Below are 18,196 nucleotides of genomic sequence, written 5' to 3' on the forward strand. Positions count from 1 at the left end.
AACCAAAACTATTGGTACCTACAAAATAGTACAAAAATATAGATGGAACTGCAACTATTACTTTTCAGATTCTTCAATGATTAAATGGACAGCTGCGCATTTTTGGTGAAAAAAGCCCTGAAACTCAGCATAATGAAGAGGACCACCGTTAATGAAACACTTCCGAGAATTCCAATCAGAATCGCAATCTGGTACTCAATAGCAATTAGCGGGCTTATCCCCGACATGATTTGCCCTGTCATCATTCCTGGAAGGAAGATAATCCCCATCCCGAGCATATTGTTCAAAGTCGGGAGCACAGCCGAGTCGAATGCAGCATCCACATATTTCTTCACAGCCTTCGCTGGAGTCGCTCCAAGCATCAACATCGCTTCTACCTTTTCACGATTACCACTAATCCCATCATGGAGGTTTTTAAGCGCCAATGTCACTCCGGTCATGGCATTCCCCACAATCATCCCTGCAATTGGAATGAAGTACCTCGGCTCATACCATGGCGTGAAATGGATCACGACCACATTAAAATAAAACAAGGCAGCCATGGGACCTGACAACATACTTAAGATAACCATCCTCTTGATTTTCTTATTAAGAGTATGGGACACTTGCTTAAAAATATTATGGATGGAAAACAGGGCCATCGCACATAAAAATCCTAAAGAAAGTAACGGGTGGGGATTTTCAAAGATATATGTCAAAACATACCCTGCGAGAATGAGTTGGACAGTCATCCGCACCGTAGCGAGCATGATTTGCTTTTCCCGTGTAATCCCTCGCCATTTCACGATTATGAGCAGAATCACTACAAACACGTAGGCCGCACAAAGACGCCAGAACTCAATATCTATTATCCCATTCGACTCCATTAATAGTCACTCTCCTTCGCCTTTTTCAGAACGATCCTCTCTTCAGCACACATGTCCGCCAGCTGTTTTGAATGGGTTATCATGATGACCGTTCCTTTTTCCCGCTTCACTTTTTCTAAAAAACGGCCCATGACCGTCAGCTCGGCTTCCTCATCAAGAGCTGAAGTCGGCTCATCCAGTAAATACACCTCGGAGTTCAATAAAAGTAACCTCGCCAGTGCCAGTCGCTGTTTCTCCCCGCCAGAAAGATTTTCCGCACTCTCGTATAAGGACTTCTGCAACTGGACGGTTTCAAGTGCTTTAACCAATTCTTCTTTATCCTTTTTTTCCCGTTCTGTCAGTTCCAGGCCAATCTGAAGATTTTCTTCAATCGTACCCGGTAAAGTGAATGGTGCCTGAGAAAGCATTGTGACTTTACGCCGGAGCTCTATCGGGTTGAATTCATCCAGCAACTGATCCTGATAATAAATCGAACCGCTATCCGGGTCATCCATCCTGTTCAATAACCGTAGCAGCGAGGTTTTTCCAGCACCACTTTCCCCAGTCAAACAAGTAACCATACACGCCGGTATTTTCAAATCATCAATATTCAAAATCCCTTTATACTTAATATTTTCTAGCCTGAATATCATTTTACCCGCCTGCCTCCCTTACTCCACCATATCATTATAAGAAACTATCCTGATCTGGGGTAGCGATGCATGTAAAGATTTTCATTTTCTTTCGCATTTTTATAGGTTAGTATTATTCCTGCCGAATATATCCATGACGGACGTGGAAAACACCATAATAAATGGAGGGACTTATCATGAACGGAAATTCCTTTTTACATTCTTACCTGAATGTTTTTCTCCTTACTGCACTTTGCCTGATCACGTTGTCTGGCTGCCAGGCAGCTTCAGATAACGTGATCAATCAATCCAAACAGGAAAAATCACTTTCCAACGAAGACACCCGTTCCAGTGCTGATTCTTCAAATGAAGAAAAAGCCAAGACATTCACAGCCGAGGTCATCAAAGTTATTGACGGAGATACAGTAAAAATCAAAATGACTAATGGAAATGAAGAAACGGTCAGGCTCCTGTTGATAGATACTCCAGAAACCGTGCACCCATCCAAGCCCGTTCAGCCTTTTGGGCCTGAAGCAAGCAAGTTCGCCAAGGAACTCATGCCTTCGGGCTCTAAAGTGGAAGTAGAAACCGGCATAGGTGAAAGAGATAAATACGGCCGGCTGCTGGCCTATTTTTATGTAGATGGTAAAATGGTGAATAAACTCCTGCTGGAAAAAGGACTTGCAAGGATAGCCTATGTTTATGCACCGAACACGAAATACCTTGATGAATTGGAAAATATTCAAAAACAAGCCCAACAAGACGAAATCGGTATTTGGTCAATTGAAAACTATGCAACTTCAAAAGGGTTCGATGATTCGAAGTCAAAAGAAGCATCCGTGGAAAAGCCCACTGGGTCTTGCAATAACCCGCAAATTAAAGGGAATATAAATTCCAAAGGCAATAAAATTTATCACATTCCTTCGGGCCAATATTACGAAATAACTAAACCAGAAGAAATGTTTTGTACTGAAAAAGACGCACAGGATGCTGGATTCAGAAAATCGCAAAGTTAACAAATACATTGGTTTTATTAAAAAAAGATCGAGTTGATTTCAAAAATCCGCTCCCTTTCCGCCGACTGTCTGCCAAGCCTCCTCGGCATAAGCGCCTGCGGGGTCTCGGCCAGCCAGTTATTCGGCTGGAGTGTAGCAATTTCTCCATCCATTAATTAGTACAGGAAAAAAGACATGAAGGATATACTAGTCTTATATAGGGTTCGGAATAAGACGAGCCAGCTGTTTTTTCTTTAAAACACAAAGTTGATTGGAACGGAAGGACGAGACTCCTGCGGGAAAAGCGCGTCTAAGGGAGACCCCGCAGGCACGCCGAGGAGGCTCCCAGAACGCCCGCGGAAAGCGAGTGCCTGAAGTGGAAATCTAAATTTTATACCGCCTCAAAAAAACTGCGGACAAAAGGATTTCTATGTTTTAAAACAAAGTTGATTGGAATGGGTGTTCGAGACTCCTGCAGGAAAAGCGCGTCTAAGGGAGACCCCGCAGGCGAGCCGAGGAGGCTCCCTGACCGCCCGCGGAAAGCGAGTGCCTGAAGTGGAAATCTAAATTTTACACCACCTCAAAAAATCTGCGGACAAAAGGATTTCTATGTTTTAATTGGAACGGAAGGTACGAGACTCCTGCGGGAAAAGCGCGTCTAAGGGAGACCCCGCAGGCGAGCCGAGGAGGCTCCCTGACCGCCCGCGGAAAGCGAGTGCCTGAAGTGGAAATCTAAATTTTATACCGCCTCAAAAAATCTGCGGACAAAAGGATTTCTATGTTTTAAAACAAAGTTGATTGGAGCGGGTGTTCGAGACTCCTGCAGGAAAAGCGGTCTAAGGGGGACCCCCGCAGGCGTGCCGAGGAGGCTCCCAGATGATGAGGTGGAAATCAAAGTTGAACTATAAAATATATCCTTGTTTTAAATGAGGCCATTCCAAACTACCCTTGTCGACAAACGGAACATGATATCTCGGCACATCCAATCTTAGGATGTGTTTTTTCATTTCCCACACACTCAATACCTCCTTAATTATCCTTTTCTTACCAAAAAGGTTCTCTTTAGCTCCTTTTAAACCCACTTGTTATTACCGCCATTTTTCGGTTATGCCATTTGGCTTTATCCGATCGATTTATTTATGGTATAAGCACCCGGGAATAAAGGAAAGTGCACTTTCTAAAGGTGACTTGCTTAATGAAAGATTTCTCAGCGCTAACGGAAGAATTCACCCCGATGATCCATCATATTATCCGCTCACTTTCCATCTATAAAAATAAGGAAGAATATTTTCAAGTAGGCTTGATCGCTTTATGGGAGTCATTAGGGAATTTCAATGAGGAATACGGACAATTCTCCAACTATGCCTATACGGTAATCAAAGGCAAAATTCTGAACGAATTAAAGCATCATCATAAATATGAAATCCGTACCGAACCCTTTGATTCCTTCCTATTAGAGATGATTAAAGATCCTTTTTCAATGCATGAAGAGGCCTTTGCCATCGATAATATATTAACCTATACGGAAGGATTGACACTGAATCAGCAACGCTGGCTTTTACAGACATACCTTGAAAATAAAACCGTGACTGAAATAGCTGAGATATATCAAGTTACTGCTGCAGCCGTCAAATCATGGAGAAAGTCCGCCTTAAATAAATTAAGGAAACAATTGATTTTTCCATTATAAATAATTTGGGGTGGCTCAATCATGAGCCACCCCAAATTATACATCCATCAACTTCTCGCTTCTTCTAAATACGTATAAATTATCATTCCGTTATGTTGAGCATTCCCCCGAAAATGTTTAAAGTCATCCCTTTTAACAAGAACCTCACGAAAAGCTAAAAATTCTTCTTTTGTTATCCGGAACTCTTCCATTTCCCGATTTGCCAATTTATCGAGTACTTCTTTTGCTTCCTCTGCATTCATATATTATCCTCCTTAATTATCGAATGTTCCATCATTTTCAGACAGGAGAAATTCCGCTTTCATTTTAACATAAACTTGCCACTTAATATAAATCAGAATTTTTTGTTGCCCACTTACTACATTATTCTTTACGAATGCTTTAAAATAGTGCAAACTGTATATTAAAATATCATAATGTAAAATGATTGGCATTTTTTGTACATATAATTACATACTGGTACGCATAACTGCGTTTGCAAGATATACCAAATTATGCCACATCTTTACAACGCTCCATTACAAGAATCGTACCTCCTTTTAAAAGTTTAGCTTACTGTACCGACATAAGAGATAACTAATTCTCTTACTAGCACTTCCCACGTCAAAATCTAAACGGCAAGATGTTCGAATAATCCAATTACTCCATTGTTACTTTTTGATCATTGGAAACAAAATGGGAAAGGATGATTACCATGAAGAAAGCGGAAGTTGGAAATATCATTGAATTTAGAGAAGGCTTAAAAGGAATCGTCGAGAAAGTGAACGAGAACTCAGTAATCGTGGACGTCACGTATATGGAAAATTATCGTGATTTGGAGCTTGAACAAAAAACAGTCGTAAACCATAAAAATTATAAAATCATAGGATAATCAATTTATCAAACGGGATGGTTTCTAGATGACCATTCCGTTTTTCACTTTTTAGCAATCGTCCCATTCAATTCCCCCGCTTTTTGTAACCATTTCCATTTCATGCCGTCTAATTCATTAAAGGGAAAAGCACCTGTATGTGATGCAGGAATATCCAGTTTGAAATTTCTATCAGAAAGAGGAGGGAAACACATGACTTGTTGGACGCGTTATATTGGCTGTGTCACATTCGCCGCTTTTCTGCTGACTGGCTGCGGTACGGCCACAGACGAAAATGCAGATGAGCCACAGGAAGATTCAATAAAAGAGGAGAACGAAGGCAACACTTCTCAAAGAGGCAATCGTAATAAAATAAGACTGATGGAGCAAAACCTGCAGTATACAATGAACGGGGAAGCAAAAGAAAAAACAGCATTCCTAAAAAAAAGCGATAATCAACCGTTCAGCCTCTATGTTATGCAACAATTCAGGTTAAGTGCCGAAGAACCAGGAAAAGATATTGTGTTCCTGATTGAAGATGACTCCATTTATATGAGAATCGAATTGTTGAAGGCCGATGTCAGTTGGGATGAGGTGGAAGAAAATGTTCAAGACCAGCTGAAAAGCATTTCAGAAACGATTAGGGATCCTTCACTCGATATCGAGAGCGGCACAGGATTTGAAGTGGAAAGTGGGGATGATGTCATTACTTCCATTTTGCTCAAGGATGAAAAAGCCCCCGTCCGCTTAACTATGTTCACGAAAAAAGATAAAGATTACCGGGATGCTTTTCTAGAGATGGCTAAGACGCTGATGAAAGGGTGACCATTGATTTCCCCATGGTCCGGAGGGCTAGAGGCAGTCCCTCCGTTCTCCATTACTCCTTGCCTGCCTTGCTCTTCCAGACCAGCACTAAAAAAAGGAGGCTTATGTATCCAAAAACCGGATAAATATATCCTAGTAACCTTCCATATCCGAATTCACTAATGACTAAAGCTATTAAAAAGATCACCGCTATGATCAGCATGCTTGGCAATTTAATATAACTGCTGATTTGTCTCTGTAAGCCATATATGTTTCCGATGACCGAAGTGAATATCTCGCCGTATATCACCAAAATGAACATCCAATACAACTGACTGGCCGCAGTTCTCATAATAACTGCTGAAGGAATTTCATAACGATTCACGTCAGGAAGTGTCATAAGTGAAAAATGCCCCGTCAATAAAATGATGGTCAGGAATATCCCTCCTAGAATTGCTCCATGCTTAATGACCTTCTCATCTCGAACTTCATACGCAACCGGAACCAGCACAGCCTGTGCCAAAGCAAGGTTAAAGGCTGTGTAGGCAAAGGGGGACAAAATCATTTTCACGGTGATCACTTCATCCGGAACTTTTGTAAGGGTCTTAAAGAAATCCCCATTACCTAAAGTCGAGAAAAAAAGAATCACGCTAAAGCAGATCATGATTGGTACAACAAACGAGTTCACAGTGAAAACACCGCGCATGCCCATCATCAGGACCAAGGATGCCAGTATGATCGTAGACCAACTTCCAATACTTTTAGGCACGCCAAGTTGTTCTTCAAAAACGGCTCCTGAACCCGAAATCATGACAGCCGTCACCCCTAACAGCATGATAAGGAAAAAAAAGTTGATGATTCCTGCTATTTTCTTGCCAAAAAGAAATTCATTGAACTCCTCATAAGAAGATGCTCTGATCCTTGCAGAAATGAGCATGATTTTCGTCCCGGTGAAAATGAAAATATAACCTGCTATTAAAATCCCGATAAAGCCATAAAAACCATAACGGGTAAAAAACTCGACAATCTCTTTTCCAGTTGCAAATCCTGCACCGACGACTGTGCCTACATAAACCGCTGCAATCTGAAAACTCCCTGACCACCTTGACAGCATACTCTCCCCTCCTCCCTACATTTATATGTAAGGAAGAGACATTTAAGACAAGCCGGGCAATATTCCTTTCGCCAGCTGTTTTTTTCCTCGGTTTCATTCTCTCTTAGTGCAGTCTGAAACCCCCTATGCATTTCACTTTGAAGCATCATTCCGAATGCATGAAGATTTAAAAAAACGCTTGGAATAATCTCCAAGCGTTCAGACTGTATACTAATTAATAAACGTACCAGTTGATTCCAGAAATTCGCTCCCTTTCCGCCGACTGTCTTTCATGCCGCATCATTGCAAGCACCTCGGCAGGAGTGTTACAAATTTCTTCAATCCAATAAGGTTTCTTTCTATATAAAAAAGGGTTCATGAAGGATAACCAAGTCTTCTTTTATAATCATGGTTCGGAGTTAGACCATTTCATAATGCCTTATCATCAACAGTGGAGAGCCATTCGTCTATCACCTTCACAACGGACTGTACAGTACCGTCAACAAACGGGGATTTCAGATTCGCAGATTCAACGAGATCAAGGAAGGACTTGCTGCCTCCAAGTTGGCACAGATTCAGATAATCCTCCCAAGCCGTTTCATCTTTTTCAGTCGATCTTTTCCAGAATTGGAAAGCACAAATCTGGGCCAATGTATAGTCGATATAATAAAAGGGTGATTGATAAATGTGGCTTTGCCGCTGCCAATACCCGCCATGCTCCAAGAATTCATTTCCTTCATAATCGCGATGCGGCAAATATTCCATCTCGATCTTACGCCAAGCCTGCTTTCTTTCAAAGGGGGAGGCATTAGGATTTTCATAGACAAAATGCTGAAATTCATCAACAGCTACCCCATACGGGAGGAATATGAGGGCACCGCTTAAATGGGAAAACTTATATTTTTCCGTATCTTCCTTGAAAAATAACTCCATCCATGGCCAAGTTAAAAATTCCATGCTCATCGAATGGATTTCACATGCTTCATATGTAGGCCAATAATACTCAGGAATATCAAGATCACGGCTGCGATAAACTTGGAATGCATGACCTGCCTCATGTGTCAAAACATCAATATCCCCGGAAGTACCATTGAAATTGGAAAAGATGAATGGAGCTTTATAGTCTTCTATAAAAGTACAGTAGCCACCGCTTTCTTTTCCTTTTTTCGCCACAAGGTCCATCAGGTCATTATCAATCATATAGTTGAAAAACTGATTCGTTTCAGGCGATAGTTCCTGGTACATCCTTTTCCCATTTTCGATGATCCACTCAGCATCGCCTTTTGGAATGGCATTACCGGTTCTGAAATGAAAATTCTCATCATAATAGTTCAGCTTCTCCAATCCAAGACGTTCCCGCTGCCGTTCCTTCAGCCGGGTGACAAGCGGTACCACTTCCTCTTTCACCTGCTTGCGGAATGCAGCAACCATATCAGCATCATAATCAGTCCTTGTCATCCGATAATACCCAAGTTCCACGAAATTCCCATAACCCAGCGCTGTCGAAATCCCATTCCTTACCTTGACAAGTTCATCGAATATACGATCCAATTCCTCCTGCTTTTCTTCAAAGAAACCGTAATATGCCTCACTTGCATCCTTCCTTAACTTACGGTCCGAGGATTCCATAAAAGGCTGAAGCTGCGCAAGCGTTAATTCTTTCCCATCAAAGCGAATTTTTGCAGAGGCGATTAATTGTGAATACTCACTTGATAATTTATTTTCTTTTTGCAGCTGTGGTATGATTTTGGGCGAAAAGGTTTTGAGTTGGGCCTCTGCCAGGTCAAATAGTTGAGTTCCCCATTTCTCCTCAAGCTCCTTACGGAATTTCGAGCGAACGAGTTCATTGTAAAATTTCGAGGTCAATTCTTCCATTTCAGGGGAGAAGTCATCTAAGTAATCATTCTCCGCTTTATAAAAAACATCATTGGTATCTATGGAATGCCGGATATAGACCAAATTAAACATCGTACCTACATAATTTCGAATTCCGTTTATTTCTTCCATGGCTTTTATTTGTGCATCGGCATTTGCAGCGTCCGTAAACTTTTCCAAAGCTTTCATGAACCGGGTTTTAATTTCATCCATTTCAGGACGTTTATATTGATACTCATTAAATTTCATATGTAGGCTCCTTTTCGAATATAAAACATTTTTTCTGTATAACAGAGTGACGTTATCCAATCGAATTCGTTTCCAAGAAAAATTCACCATTATCACGGTTATCGTAATGTAATTTAATTCGCCACAGCGTTATTAAAAACCTTTTTATGTCGCTAAAACAAATTCATGTTTTATCAGACACAAAAAAACCAGCACCTGAAGTTAAATCCGGTGCTGGTTCTTTAGCTAATTTTGAGCGGAATACCCAATCTTTTTAAGCAATTCGATCACGGTCGCCTTTTCATCTTGCGTAAGTACACTCATGATATCATCGATTCTTTTTTCATGCTCAGGAAATACTCCTTCAATAAAGGCCTTTCCTTTATCGGTTATCTTTGCAAAGGTTACACGGCGATCCTCTTTACATGCTATGCGCTGCAGATATTCCTTCTGTTCAAGTTTATCCACGACATAGGTAATGCTGCCGCTGGCTAGCAGGATCTTTCCGCCTATTTGCTGAAGAGGCTGATCCCCTTTATGATAAAGCAATTCCAATACTGCAAACTCAGTTGGATTCAATCCCTCTTCAGCTATATGTTTATTAACCACATCATTAATGGATCGATGAGCTCTAGACATCACAATGAACAGTTTCAAAGACTGTTGGATGTTATTATTCTCCATAACTTCACAACCTTAAAAATTTTTAATTAAAATATCTTGAATTAAAAGTTATTATATGACATAAAGGCTTTTTTGTCAATCTGCCCTGTTAGTATGCACTATTGTTTAATCAATCATTTTGATATACTTGAAAAAAAAGCTAAAGTAGTGACAAACATGAAAACGAGGCATAAATTCACCACATATCTACTTATTGTTATTTTACCATTAATTTTTCTCTCTATCATTTATTGGATGCATTTAGAACGTTCCCTTCTAAAAGAAAGACAGGAACAAGCTGAATGGGCGGGAACGGTTTATCAAGAATACATAGATCAAGTTATAAGGGAAACGAAGGAAAACCTTGAGCTGCTTAGCCTTAGCAGTTCCGTGCTTTATATGGATGACAAAAAAACCGAACTTCTTATGAACTGGATCAAAGATACAGATTCCAGGTATGCCGGAGTATATTGGCTAAATCGCGACGGTGTTTCCATTTCGGGTACGAGTAAGAATTTCCATCATTACCATTTAATCGAACAAAATGATATGGAACGTGCAGTAAAAACTGAAAAAGCAGTTGTTGCAGGAACAAAGGAGCTTTATAACGCTCATTTTAATTATTTTTCCATTTTTGCTCCCATACTGGATCAAGATAAAAAAGTGCAAGGGTTTTTATTGGCACATATCAGGCTGGATCATATGGAAAAAATATTAAAAATGCTCAGCCCTGGTCATTCCTTTATATTGGAAACAAAGGATAAAACCCGAATTTTAGATATAAATGCCGAGGGATTCAATGGACATTCAACATCGGTGGATGTTCCTTTGAACGAAGTCGATTGGACACTGTCCGTCAAAGTGCCCGACAAGATTAACACAAATAACATGAATGTTTTTTTAATGCTTGTCTTTTTCACCTTCTTTATTACTCACATGATTTATATCATCATGGAGGAAGTGATCGTTCGCAGGCATGACAAAAACCAAAAATTACTAAACGAAAGCCAAAAAATAGATTTTGTCGGTACATTGGCTGCAAGTACTGCACATGAAATAAAAAACCCACTTACCGGCATAAAAGGGCTAGTGCAGTTACTGGTAGAAAAACACCCTGAGGAGCAAGACCAGTTCTATTACTCTGTCATCATGAAGGAAATTGAACGGATCAATAGCATCGTCAGCGAATTTTTGATTTTAGGAAAGCCAATGGTACAAACTTTATCCTTATATGATATTCGCAGTATCATTGCTGAATTGAGACCAATAATAGAATCAGAAGCACGTCACTTCAATATTGAAGTGGAATGGAAAATCATAAAGGAGCCAATCCTGGTTCATTGTACAAAGGACCAACTTAAACAAGTCATTCTCAACATTGCCAAAAACGGTTTCGAGGCCATGGAAGTTGGGAAAAAGTTAAGGATTCGAATTCACCATGAAAATGAATGGGCTAAAATCATGATTATCGATAACGGGCAAGGACTGAATGAAAAAGATATAGGGAAAGTGTTCGATCCCTTCTATACATCGAAAAAAGAAGGAACGGGATTAGGGCTATTTGTGTGTAAACGAATCATTGAATCTTTTAACGGCACCATCGAGTTTTCAAGTAAACCTCTGGTCGGTACAACCGTTACAATCAGCCTGCCGCTTATAAAAGACCACACGTAGCAATACTTTGAAGAGTTACCGATTTTTTCATGAAGACTAGTAACGATCCCGATTTATTTAAAGGTGTCATGCATACGGTGCATGCTTATTGAATCTATTTATGGAATAGGTAAAAATCTTAATAAGGAAGAAGGATATATACAGATGGGAAGTATCGCTGCCATTAAAACAAAAACGCAAAAACAAGATATGACTCTGAAAATCATGATCATCATAGGCATATGCCATTTAATGAATGATTCTCTTCAGGCCGTCGTACCGGCCATGTTCCCAATCCTCGAAAAATCAATGTCGCTTTCGTATACACAGCTTGGAATGATTGCATTCTGCCTGAATATCGTCTCATCGCTCCTGCAACCGGCAGTTGGGTTTTATACGGATAAAAAACCGTTTCCATATGCATTGCCCATTGGGTTGACCAGTACTTTAATCGGGGTCATCATTCTCGCAATTGCCCCAAACTATACCATTATCCTTGGTGCAGTCATCCTGATGGGCTTAGGGTCGGCCATATTCCATCCGGAAGGCTCCAGGGTTGCCTACATGGCAGGCGGACCAAAGAGAGGCCTGGCACAATCCATTTATCAGGTCGGCGGGAATAGCGGGCAGGCACTTGCCCCACTCATCACAGCCATCGTACTAGTTCCATTTGGTCAAAAGGGCGCACTCTGGTTTGCCCTGGTTGCCTTAATGGCCGTTATCCTATTGCTGTATATTGCCAAATGGTATACCCAAAAATTAGTTCACTTCCAGCCTAAAAAGCTTGCTGCAAAAATAATCAATAAAGAGCGGTCCCATAAAGTGGCCAAAGCCCTGGTATTGATTTTATTCATAATCTTTGCCCGTTCCTGGTATGTATCGTGCATGACGAACTTTTATAGTTTTTATTTGATCGAACAGTATTCATTCACGATAAAAGCCGCACAATTTTTCCTATTTGCCTTTTTGGCAGCTGGTGCTGTCGGTACTTTTTTCGGAGGCCCGCTTGCTGATAGATTCGGGCGTAAAAACATCATTTTCTTTTCTTTCGCTGCCAGCATGCCAATAACCGCACTTTTACCATTCGTACCTCCTACAGCCGCTTTTATCTTATTATTGATAGCGGGATTCATTATAATGAGCAGTTTTTCCGTCACGGTAATATACGCACAGGAATTGGTCCCGGGAAAAGTCGGTACGATGGCAGGCTTGACCGTAGGTTTAGCCTTCGGAATGGGTGCCATTGGATCCGTTTCATTGGGAGCCATTGCAGATATAATTGGAATTGAATCAATGATTAAACTAGTGGGATTCCTGCCATTACTGGGGATCATCAGCATATTGCTACCGTCTGATCTAATATTGAAAAAATGGTATGCAGAAGATTGATGCAAAATGGTTTTTTCCAGGAACATATTCTTTATGTCTAAATACAATGAATTATTGTTTCACCCAAAAATTCGCAAAGATGTAACGATAAGTACCTTACAAAGGAGAAATTTATGAGTGGAGTTTTATTAGGAAGCATCCTATCTGCTATGTCTACAGGGTTTGGTGCGTTACCGATCTTGTTCATTCAAGGTTCAATCACACATCGATTCAGAGACACGCTACTGGCATTTACCGCTGGAATCATGATGGCTGCTTCGTTATTGAGCCTGATCCCTGAGTCTCTGGCCACCGGGGGGTATATTCAGCTGGTAATTGGGGTTTTTCTCGGGGTAATGACATTAACGATCATGGAACAAAACATTCCTCATATCGATCTCAGCCATACGAAAAGTGGTATTCAGTTCGATGAAAAGGCCTTGCTCATCATCACTGCCATTACACTCCATAATATTCCTGAGGGGCTTTCTGTCGGGGTCAGTTACGCCTCTGATACAGCTGATACAGGTAACTTGATCGCTTTTGCCATCGGCCTGCAAAATGCTCCGGAAGGCTTACTGGTCGCCTTGTTTTTAATTAATCAAAAAATCGGTAAACTCACAGCATTCCTGATTGCAACCTTAACCGGCACCATCGAAATAATTACAGGCTTACTGGGTTATTATTTAACCTCTTACATTGGGTTCCTGGTTCCATACGGCCTAGCTTTCGCCGCCGGGGCCATGCTTTTCATCGTTTATAAGGAACTGATTCCCGAAAGCCATGGGGATGGTAATGAACGCACATCCACCTATTCCTTCATTATCGGTCTTTTGTTTATGGTCATATTATTGGAAATTTTATAATTGCGGTACTTCCATGGCTGGCTCCATCAAGTGAGTCAGCTCTTACTTTTTATTTATCAGTGTAATCCATTTCAGAAAAATCAAGACTTCTAAACCAATCCGATGCACGAAAGACACCTTCTGGTGACCTCCCCTCGATATATACCCCAAATCCAAAGGAAATTCAAAAGATATATTCTTGTTTATATAAGTCTTTCTTTATTTGTTTTCAGATATGATTCATTTCACCAGAAATCACACAAAGTTGATTATCTCTTGCCTGCTAATATAAAAAGTCATGGGCATTCAGTTCCTTCTAAAAGGAAATGTCTTCATTAAAGGGCTGCTGTACAATAACAACCATTTCATCTCGCTTATTTCTCACTTCCACTGATGAATGATGTTGAAGGATCAGATACTCATTTATAAGTTTGTCAAGCTGCTCACTTTGGCGAAGGGTATACTCATGGCCAAGTCCATACATTTTCGCCAACTCCATCATTTCCCAACGCTTCATTCGAATCTCAGAACAAATTTCCGTTGCACACCTAGAATTCATAACTACATTCACTACTCCTGCCCTTTTAAAGTTACATTATAATAAAGAAGTATTACAAAATATGCCTTATATGTAAATAGATTCGCAAAAAAAGACAAAACTTCTTAAATTGCGATATGGCTTGGTCCATCAGCAGACAGGATATGACGGAAATTCCTAAGCATAAGCATCATATATTGATCAGGAAGATTTCATATGAAGGCAGCTCCGAAAATCGCTTTGAAAGATTCCCCTATTTGGATGCTATTATTAGTTTTCGCTTATTCAATTCTAGCAAATAATTTCTCAATGATTTAAAAGCAGGACAGCCCCTTAATTGAAGCAAAAATATTTATCATTGTTACAACCCTCATATGTAATCCCAGGATAATGATGCTGGAATAAAAAAAGGAATCCGATAAAGGATCCCTAAGGAAATAACCATGCTTTCCGTTAACTTAAGAAAGGTATAGAGCATCCCCTTCTACGTTACTCGAATGGCAAATAAATATGAAAGCTCGTCCCTTTTCCCACTTCGCTTTCCACTTCTATATAGCCATTGTGTTCTTCAATGATTTTATAGCTGACCATGAGCCCCAGCCCTGTTCCCCTATCCTTTGTCGTATAAAAAGGTTCACCCAATTTTTTTAGCATTTCCGTTGAAATCCCCATGCCTTTATCCGTAATTGAAATGCAAACGTATTTCTCTGAAAATCGGCTTGTTTTAATGTGAACAGACCCGCCATCCGGCATGACTTCCAATGCATTTTTGATGATATTAATGAACACTTGCTTTAACTGGTTTGCTTCACATAAAACCTTACATTCATCTTCTTCAAAGTATGTCTCGAATTGAATATTTTCCAACAGTGCCTGAGCGGCCAGTAATTCCAGTGTCTCTCTCAATATGGTATGAACGTCCTGTTTGAAAACTTTTAGCGCCTGCGGCTTTGCCAGAACCAAAAATTCCGTGATAATGGTTTCGATTCGCTTAATTTCGGATGTAATCACATGAAAATATGTGGAAAACTCCCCTTTAACACCATCCTCAAGCAACTGGATAAAACCTTTTAAAGCTGTCATTGGATTCCTGATTTCGTGAGCAATACCTGCCGCCAATTCACCAACGACATTCAAAGTATCCGATTTTCGGATTTGTTCCTGCATTTCGAGATTTTTACTCACATCACGGAAAATGCTTAAATTCAGGTTCGAATATAAATTTTTCCTCGTCAAAAATTCAATATGCTTAACTCTTCCATCTTCGAATGTTATCGGAATGATGGAGGAGTATACCTCATGCTTATAAACATTTTCAATGTGAGAGTTCAAGACTGGAGCATTTTCAGGAATTTTTTCGATGAACCCCTTAACAGATAAAGAAAGCAGTTTGCGCTTCGAAATCTCCAATATTTTCTGACCCGCTTCATTAATATCCGTGAACCCTTCATGATTCCATAAAATCAGGCCGTCTAATGTCCCCTCAAAAATCTTCCTGAACTTCTTCTCACTATCCCTTAATTCCTTCTCAATCAGCCAGCGCTCACTGACATTTCGAAAGATCGTTACGTTATACCCGTCACCTTCATGTTTTTTTGCAGTCAATTCTAGCAATTTAATTTGGTTATTAGGCATTTTATAAATTAGCTCACCCCGCACCTGGGTGTCTCTTTCAAATGTTTCCATCATCTGACTAAAATGGTGATTGTTACTGTAAACGTATTTCCAGATATAACTGCCAATCAAATCCTCCCTGCTGGATTCGAATATTTTACACGCTGAATGATTGACCCGAAAAATGATCCCGTCATCATTCCAGAATATGATTGCATCCATGGACTGGTCGAATAATTCCGCAAAAATCCGTTCGCTCGTCTCTAACTTTTTTTCTATTATATTTGATTCTGTAATTCTTCGAAGCACAGACATATATAGTTCATTTCCTACCGTTGAACTTATCGAAAAAGTAAAATGATGCAGTTCATCCCCGACCTTTATCTCTACCTCCCCTTTATAGTTCGACTCATCAAAGGCTCTTTGTATGCTCTCATCCCAATATCCCCGATAATCTGGAGAGATGAGGTCCCTCATATTCTTACCGACAATCTCTTTTTTCGGAATGCCCAAGGCATGGATAAAGGCATGGTTCACTTCCATTATTATTCCTGAACTGTCGAATAGAACGATGCTTTCTATGGCTGTATCGAAAATGTCCAAAAACATCTGTCTTGACATCCCTGTTTCCCTTGACGAAGAAACGTCCAATGTCACATCCCCCAAACGATAGAACTGCTGTCCTTCGGAAAGTGATCCCATTCGTATAAACTCTATTTGCTTAAGGGCTCCGGTATGTAGCTGGATAATTTGCCTTTCACTTTCATTCGAGGTTTTTAGGGTGCTTGACACTTCCTGGTTATTTAAAGGGATGACATCCAGAAAGTCAGTTATCCTCATGGACTCCAGTTGATCTTTAGGTGTTTCCAGCAGGGCACAAGCGGCATCATTGGCATAAGTGAGACGCAGTTCCTCATCAACCCTGATATAAGGCTCTGACATTGAATCGAACATATTCAGAAACCCTTCGATCTGTTTATTCAATTTTAAAATTTCCTGTTTATATTCCGTTTCATTCTCATAACCGATATTCATATTAACCCCCCTCATCAAAACCCATACCTACCCAACTTTATTCGACATCCATCTTGATTTTCCTCGGTATTTTTCGAAAATCAGCGCAAACACCTTTATCCAAAATTAACCTATATATCAAATGATAGTATATTGAATGCTGTAAAACTTAGCGTTAAGCTTAATTTAAGGTTTTTATAATAAATTTAATAAATAATGATTTAGTACAAGGTATTTAGGGAATAAGAAATAACAATGCTTTCTAGCTACCTTAAAATTTAGTAAATGGAGGCAATAAATGAAACAACGTGATTTTTTCTTCGATAACGCCAAGTTCATTCTCATGGCATTTGTCGTCTTTGGTCATTTGCTGAATACGTATATACATGACAGTGAAACGATATATGCTTTATATAAAACCATTTATTCCTTTCACATGCCTGCCTTTATCCTTGTTTCAGGATTCTTTGCGAAAGGTTTTTATCAAAAAGGGTATTTAGGTAAAATTACTAAAAAGCTGATTTTACCCTACATCATTTTCCAATTGATATATACCGTTTACTATTATTTCTTATATGAACGTTCTGCCATCACTGTAGACCTGCTTGACCCCCAATGGTCGCTATGGTTCTTGATCAGTTTATTCTGTTGGAACATCATGCTGCTTGGTTTCTCAAAGCTAAAGCCATCAGTAGGCATAGGTTTATCTTTAATAATCGCATTATTGATTGGTTATATAGACAATATTTCCAATTACCTTAGTCTCTCCAGGACATTCGTTTTTTTCCCGATGTTTTTAATCGGGTACCATTTAAGCAAGGAACATTTAAAAAAACTATTCACTCCCAAAGTTCGTTTGGCATCACTTATTGTCATGTTAGTGATTTTTATCGGTTTTTATTTAAATACCGATATTAATTATAAATGGCTGCTCGGTTCGAAACCATATGCCGAACTTGAAGATGCGACAATCGTATCCATGTTTAAACGCCTGGGATTTTATGGATTGAGTATCATTTCAGTGTTCAGCTTCCTTTCGTTCATCCCACGCAGACAATATTTCTTTACGAATTGGGGTAAACAAACCCTTTATGTGTATCTGCTGCATGGTTTCTTCATTCGTTTCTTCCGCGAAAGCACCATACAGGAATACTTCAGCAATACAGAGAGCTTTATCATGCTCGCCGGACTCTCTTTGTTGATTACGGTGTTATTATCAAGTGAAATGATCGCTTCCATGGCACAGCCGATCATCGAATTGAAGGCGACCAAAACAAAACGATTCATGACTAAAACGAAAGACTATATTAAACAAGCTTTTTAAAAAAAACGGATGAAGCATTTCCTGCTTTATCCGTTTTTTCAAATTCGTTTTCTTATCCGACTTTCAAGCAGAAAAGATTCCCCTTCGATACCATAACTCATTTTTCAAATGGAGCACGCTATGGTAAAATTACTCGTTAGTGCTTGTTGGCTTAAAAAGACATGT

Annotated in this window: 16 protein-coding genes; 8 read left to right on the forward strand and 8 right to left on the reverse strand. The window is 39.9% G+C overall.

Annotated features, from left to right (window positions below; translation table 11 throughout):
- Window positions 1-80: 80 nt before the first annotated feature.
- Together ACFX4H_RS08095 and ACFX4H_RS08100 are read right to left on the reverse strand one after the other, a co-directional pair.
- On the reverse strand, window positions 81-866 hold the full coding sequence (locus ACFX4H_RS08095) for an ABC transporter permease (protein WP_249597868.1): 786 nt from the start codon (window positions 864-866) through the stop codon (window positions 81-83).
- Entirely contained in the window at window positions 866-1,495 is a 630-nt protein-coding gene (locus tag ACFX4H_RS08100; protein ID WP_377435285.1) for an ABC transporter ATP-binding protein, read from the reverse strand. Before ACFX4H_RS08100 ends, ACFX4H_RS08095 begins: the two co-directional genes overlap by 1 nt.
- A gap of 179 nt (window positions 1,496-1,674) precedes the next feature.
- On the opposite strand from ACFX4H_RS08100, the gene ACFX4H_RS08105 reads away from it, so the two are divergent.
- Both ACFX4H_RS08105 and ACFX4H_RS08110 read left to right on the forward strand, forming a co-directional pair.
- A complete protein-coding gene (locus tag ACFX4H_RS08105) occupies window positions 1,675-2,493 on the forward strand; it encodes a thermonuclease family protein (RefSeq protein WP_328136976.1) in 819 nt (272 codons plus the stop codon).
- 1,174 nt (window positions 2,494-3,667) lie between these two features.
- A complete protein-coding gene (locus tag ACFX4H_RS08110; protein WP_034314136.1) occupies window positions 3,668-4,162 on the forward strand; it encodes a sigma-70 family RNA polymerase sigma factor in 495 nt (164 codons plus the stop codon).
- A gap of 47 nt (window positions 4,163-4,209) precedes the next feature.
- Here the strand turns inward: ACFX4H_RS08110 and ACFX4H_RS08115 are convergent, their stop codons facing one another.
- Window positions 4,210-4,404: a hypothetical protein gene (locus tag ACFX4H_RS08115; protein WP_241637093.1), complete on the reverse strand. Its 195-nt coding sequence runs from the start codon at window positions 4,402-4,404 to the stop codon at window positions 4,210-4,212.
- A gap of 452 nt (window positions 4,405-4,856) precedes the next feature.
- On the opposite strand from ACFX4H_RS08115, the gene ACFX4H_RS08120 reads away from it, so the two are divergent.
- Window positions 4,857-5,033: a YkvS family protein gene (locus ACFX4H_RS08120; RefSeq protein WP_064505160.1), complete on the forward strand. Its 177-nt coding sequence runs from the start codon at window positions 4,857-4,859 to the stop codon at window positions 5,031-5,033.
- 192 nt (window positions 5,034-5,225) lie between these two features.
- Window positions 5,226-5,837: a hypothetical protein gene (locus tag ACFX4H_RS08125; RefSeq protein WP_249597103.1), complete on the forward strand. Its 612-nt coding sequence runs from the start codon at window positions 5,226-5,228 to the stop codon at window positions 5,835-5,837.
- Between the two features lie 52 nt (window positions 5,838-5,889).
- Here the strand turns inward: ACFX4H_RS08125 and ACFX4H_RS08130 are convergent, their stop codons facing one another.
- The 3 genes from ACFX4H_RS08130 to ACFX4H_RS08140 form a co-directional block, all read right to left on the reverse strand.
- A complete protein-coding gene (locus ACFX4H_RS08130; RefSeq protein ID WP_377434877.1) occupies window positions 5,890-6,930 on the reverse strand; it encodes a YkvI family membrane protein in 1,041 nt (346 codons plus the stop codon).
- A 408-nt stretch (window positions 6,931-7,338) separates the two neighbouring features.
- Window positions 7,339-9,033, reverse strand: a complete 1,695-nt coding sequence (locus tag ACFX4H_RS08135) for a M3 family oligoendopeptidase (RefSeq protein WP_249597101.1) — start codon at window positions 9,031-9,033, stop codon at window positions 7,339-7,341.
- A 225-nt stretch (window positions 9,034-9,258) separates the two neighbouring features.
- Window positions 9,259-9,696: a MarR family winged helix-turn-helix transcriptional regulator gene (locus ACFX4H_RS08140; RefSeq protein WP_034314147.1), complete on the reverse strand. Its 438-nt coding sequence runs from the start codon at window positions 9,694-9,696 to the stop codon at window positions 9,259-9,261.
- Window positions 9,697-9,852: 156 nt separating this feature from the next.
- On the opposite strand from ACFX4H_RS08140, the gene ACFX4H_RS08145 reads away from it, so the two are divergent.
- From ACFX4H_RS08145 to ACFX4H_RS08155, 3 genes are all read left to right on the forward strand, one after another.
- Window positions 9,853-11,349, forward strand: coding sequence for an ATP-binding protein (locus ACFX4H_RS08145; RefSeq protein WP_377434878.1), 1,497 nt, complete (start codon window positions 9,853-9,855; stop codon window positions 11,347-11,349).
- A gap of 144 nt (window positions 11,350-11,493) precedes the next feature.
- Window positions 11,494-12,717, forward strand: a complete 1,224-nt coding sequence (locus tag ACFX4H_RS08150) for an MFS transporter (protein ID WP_249597128.1) — start codon at window positions 11,494-11,496, stop codon at window positions 12,715-12,717.
- Between the two features lie 113 nt (window positions 12,718-12,830).
- Window positions 12,831-13,562 carry a ZIP family metal transporter gene (locus tag ACFX4H_RS08155; RefSeq protein WP_034314151.1) on the forward strand — a complete coding sequence of 244 codons (732 nt, stop codon included), beginning with the start codon at window positions 12,831-12,833 and terminating at the stop codon, window positions 13,560-13,562.
- 295 nt (window positions 13,563-13,857) lie between these two features.
- On the opposite strand, the gene ACFX4H_RS08160 is transcribed toward ACFX4H_RS08155, so the two are convergent.
- The gene (locus tag ACFX4H_RS08160) at window positions 13,858-14,100 is read right to left on the reverse strand and encodes an aspartyl-phosphate phosphatase Spo0E family protein (RefSeq protein WP_034314155.1); all 243 of its coding nucleotides are present in this window, start codon (window positions 14,098-14,100) and stop codon (window positions 13,858-13,860) included.
- Window positions 14,101-14,568: 468 nt separating this feature from the next.
- Complete coding sequence (locus ACFX4H_RS08165) at window positions 14,569-16,728, reverse strand: PAS domain S-box protein (RefSeq protein WP_241637097.1); 2,160 nt, start codon at window positions 16,726-16,728, stop codon at window positions 14,569-14,571.
- Window positions 16,729-17,005: 277 nt separating this feature from the next.
- Between ACFX4H_RS08165 and ACFX4H_RS08170 the strand changes: the two genes are divergently transcribed.
- Window positions 17,006-18,031, forward strand: a complete 1,026-nt coding sequence (locus ACFX4H_RS08170; RefSeq protein ID WP_241637098.1) for an acyltransferase family protein — start codon at window positions 17,006-17,008, stop codon at window positions 18,029-18,031.
- Window positions 18,032-18,196: the final 165 nt, after the last annotated feature.

Origin of the sequence: Peribacillus sp. YIM B13477, from assembly GCF_042787955.1 — a bacterium.
Lineage (GTDB): Bacteria > Bacillota > Bacilli > Bacillales > DSM-1321 > Peribacillus > Peribacillus frigoritolerans.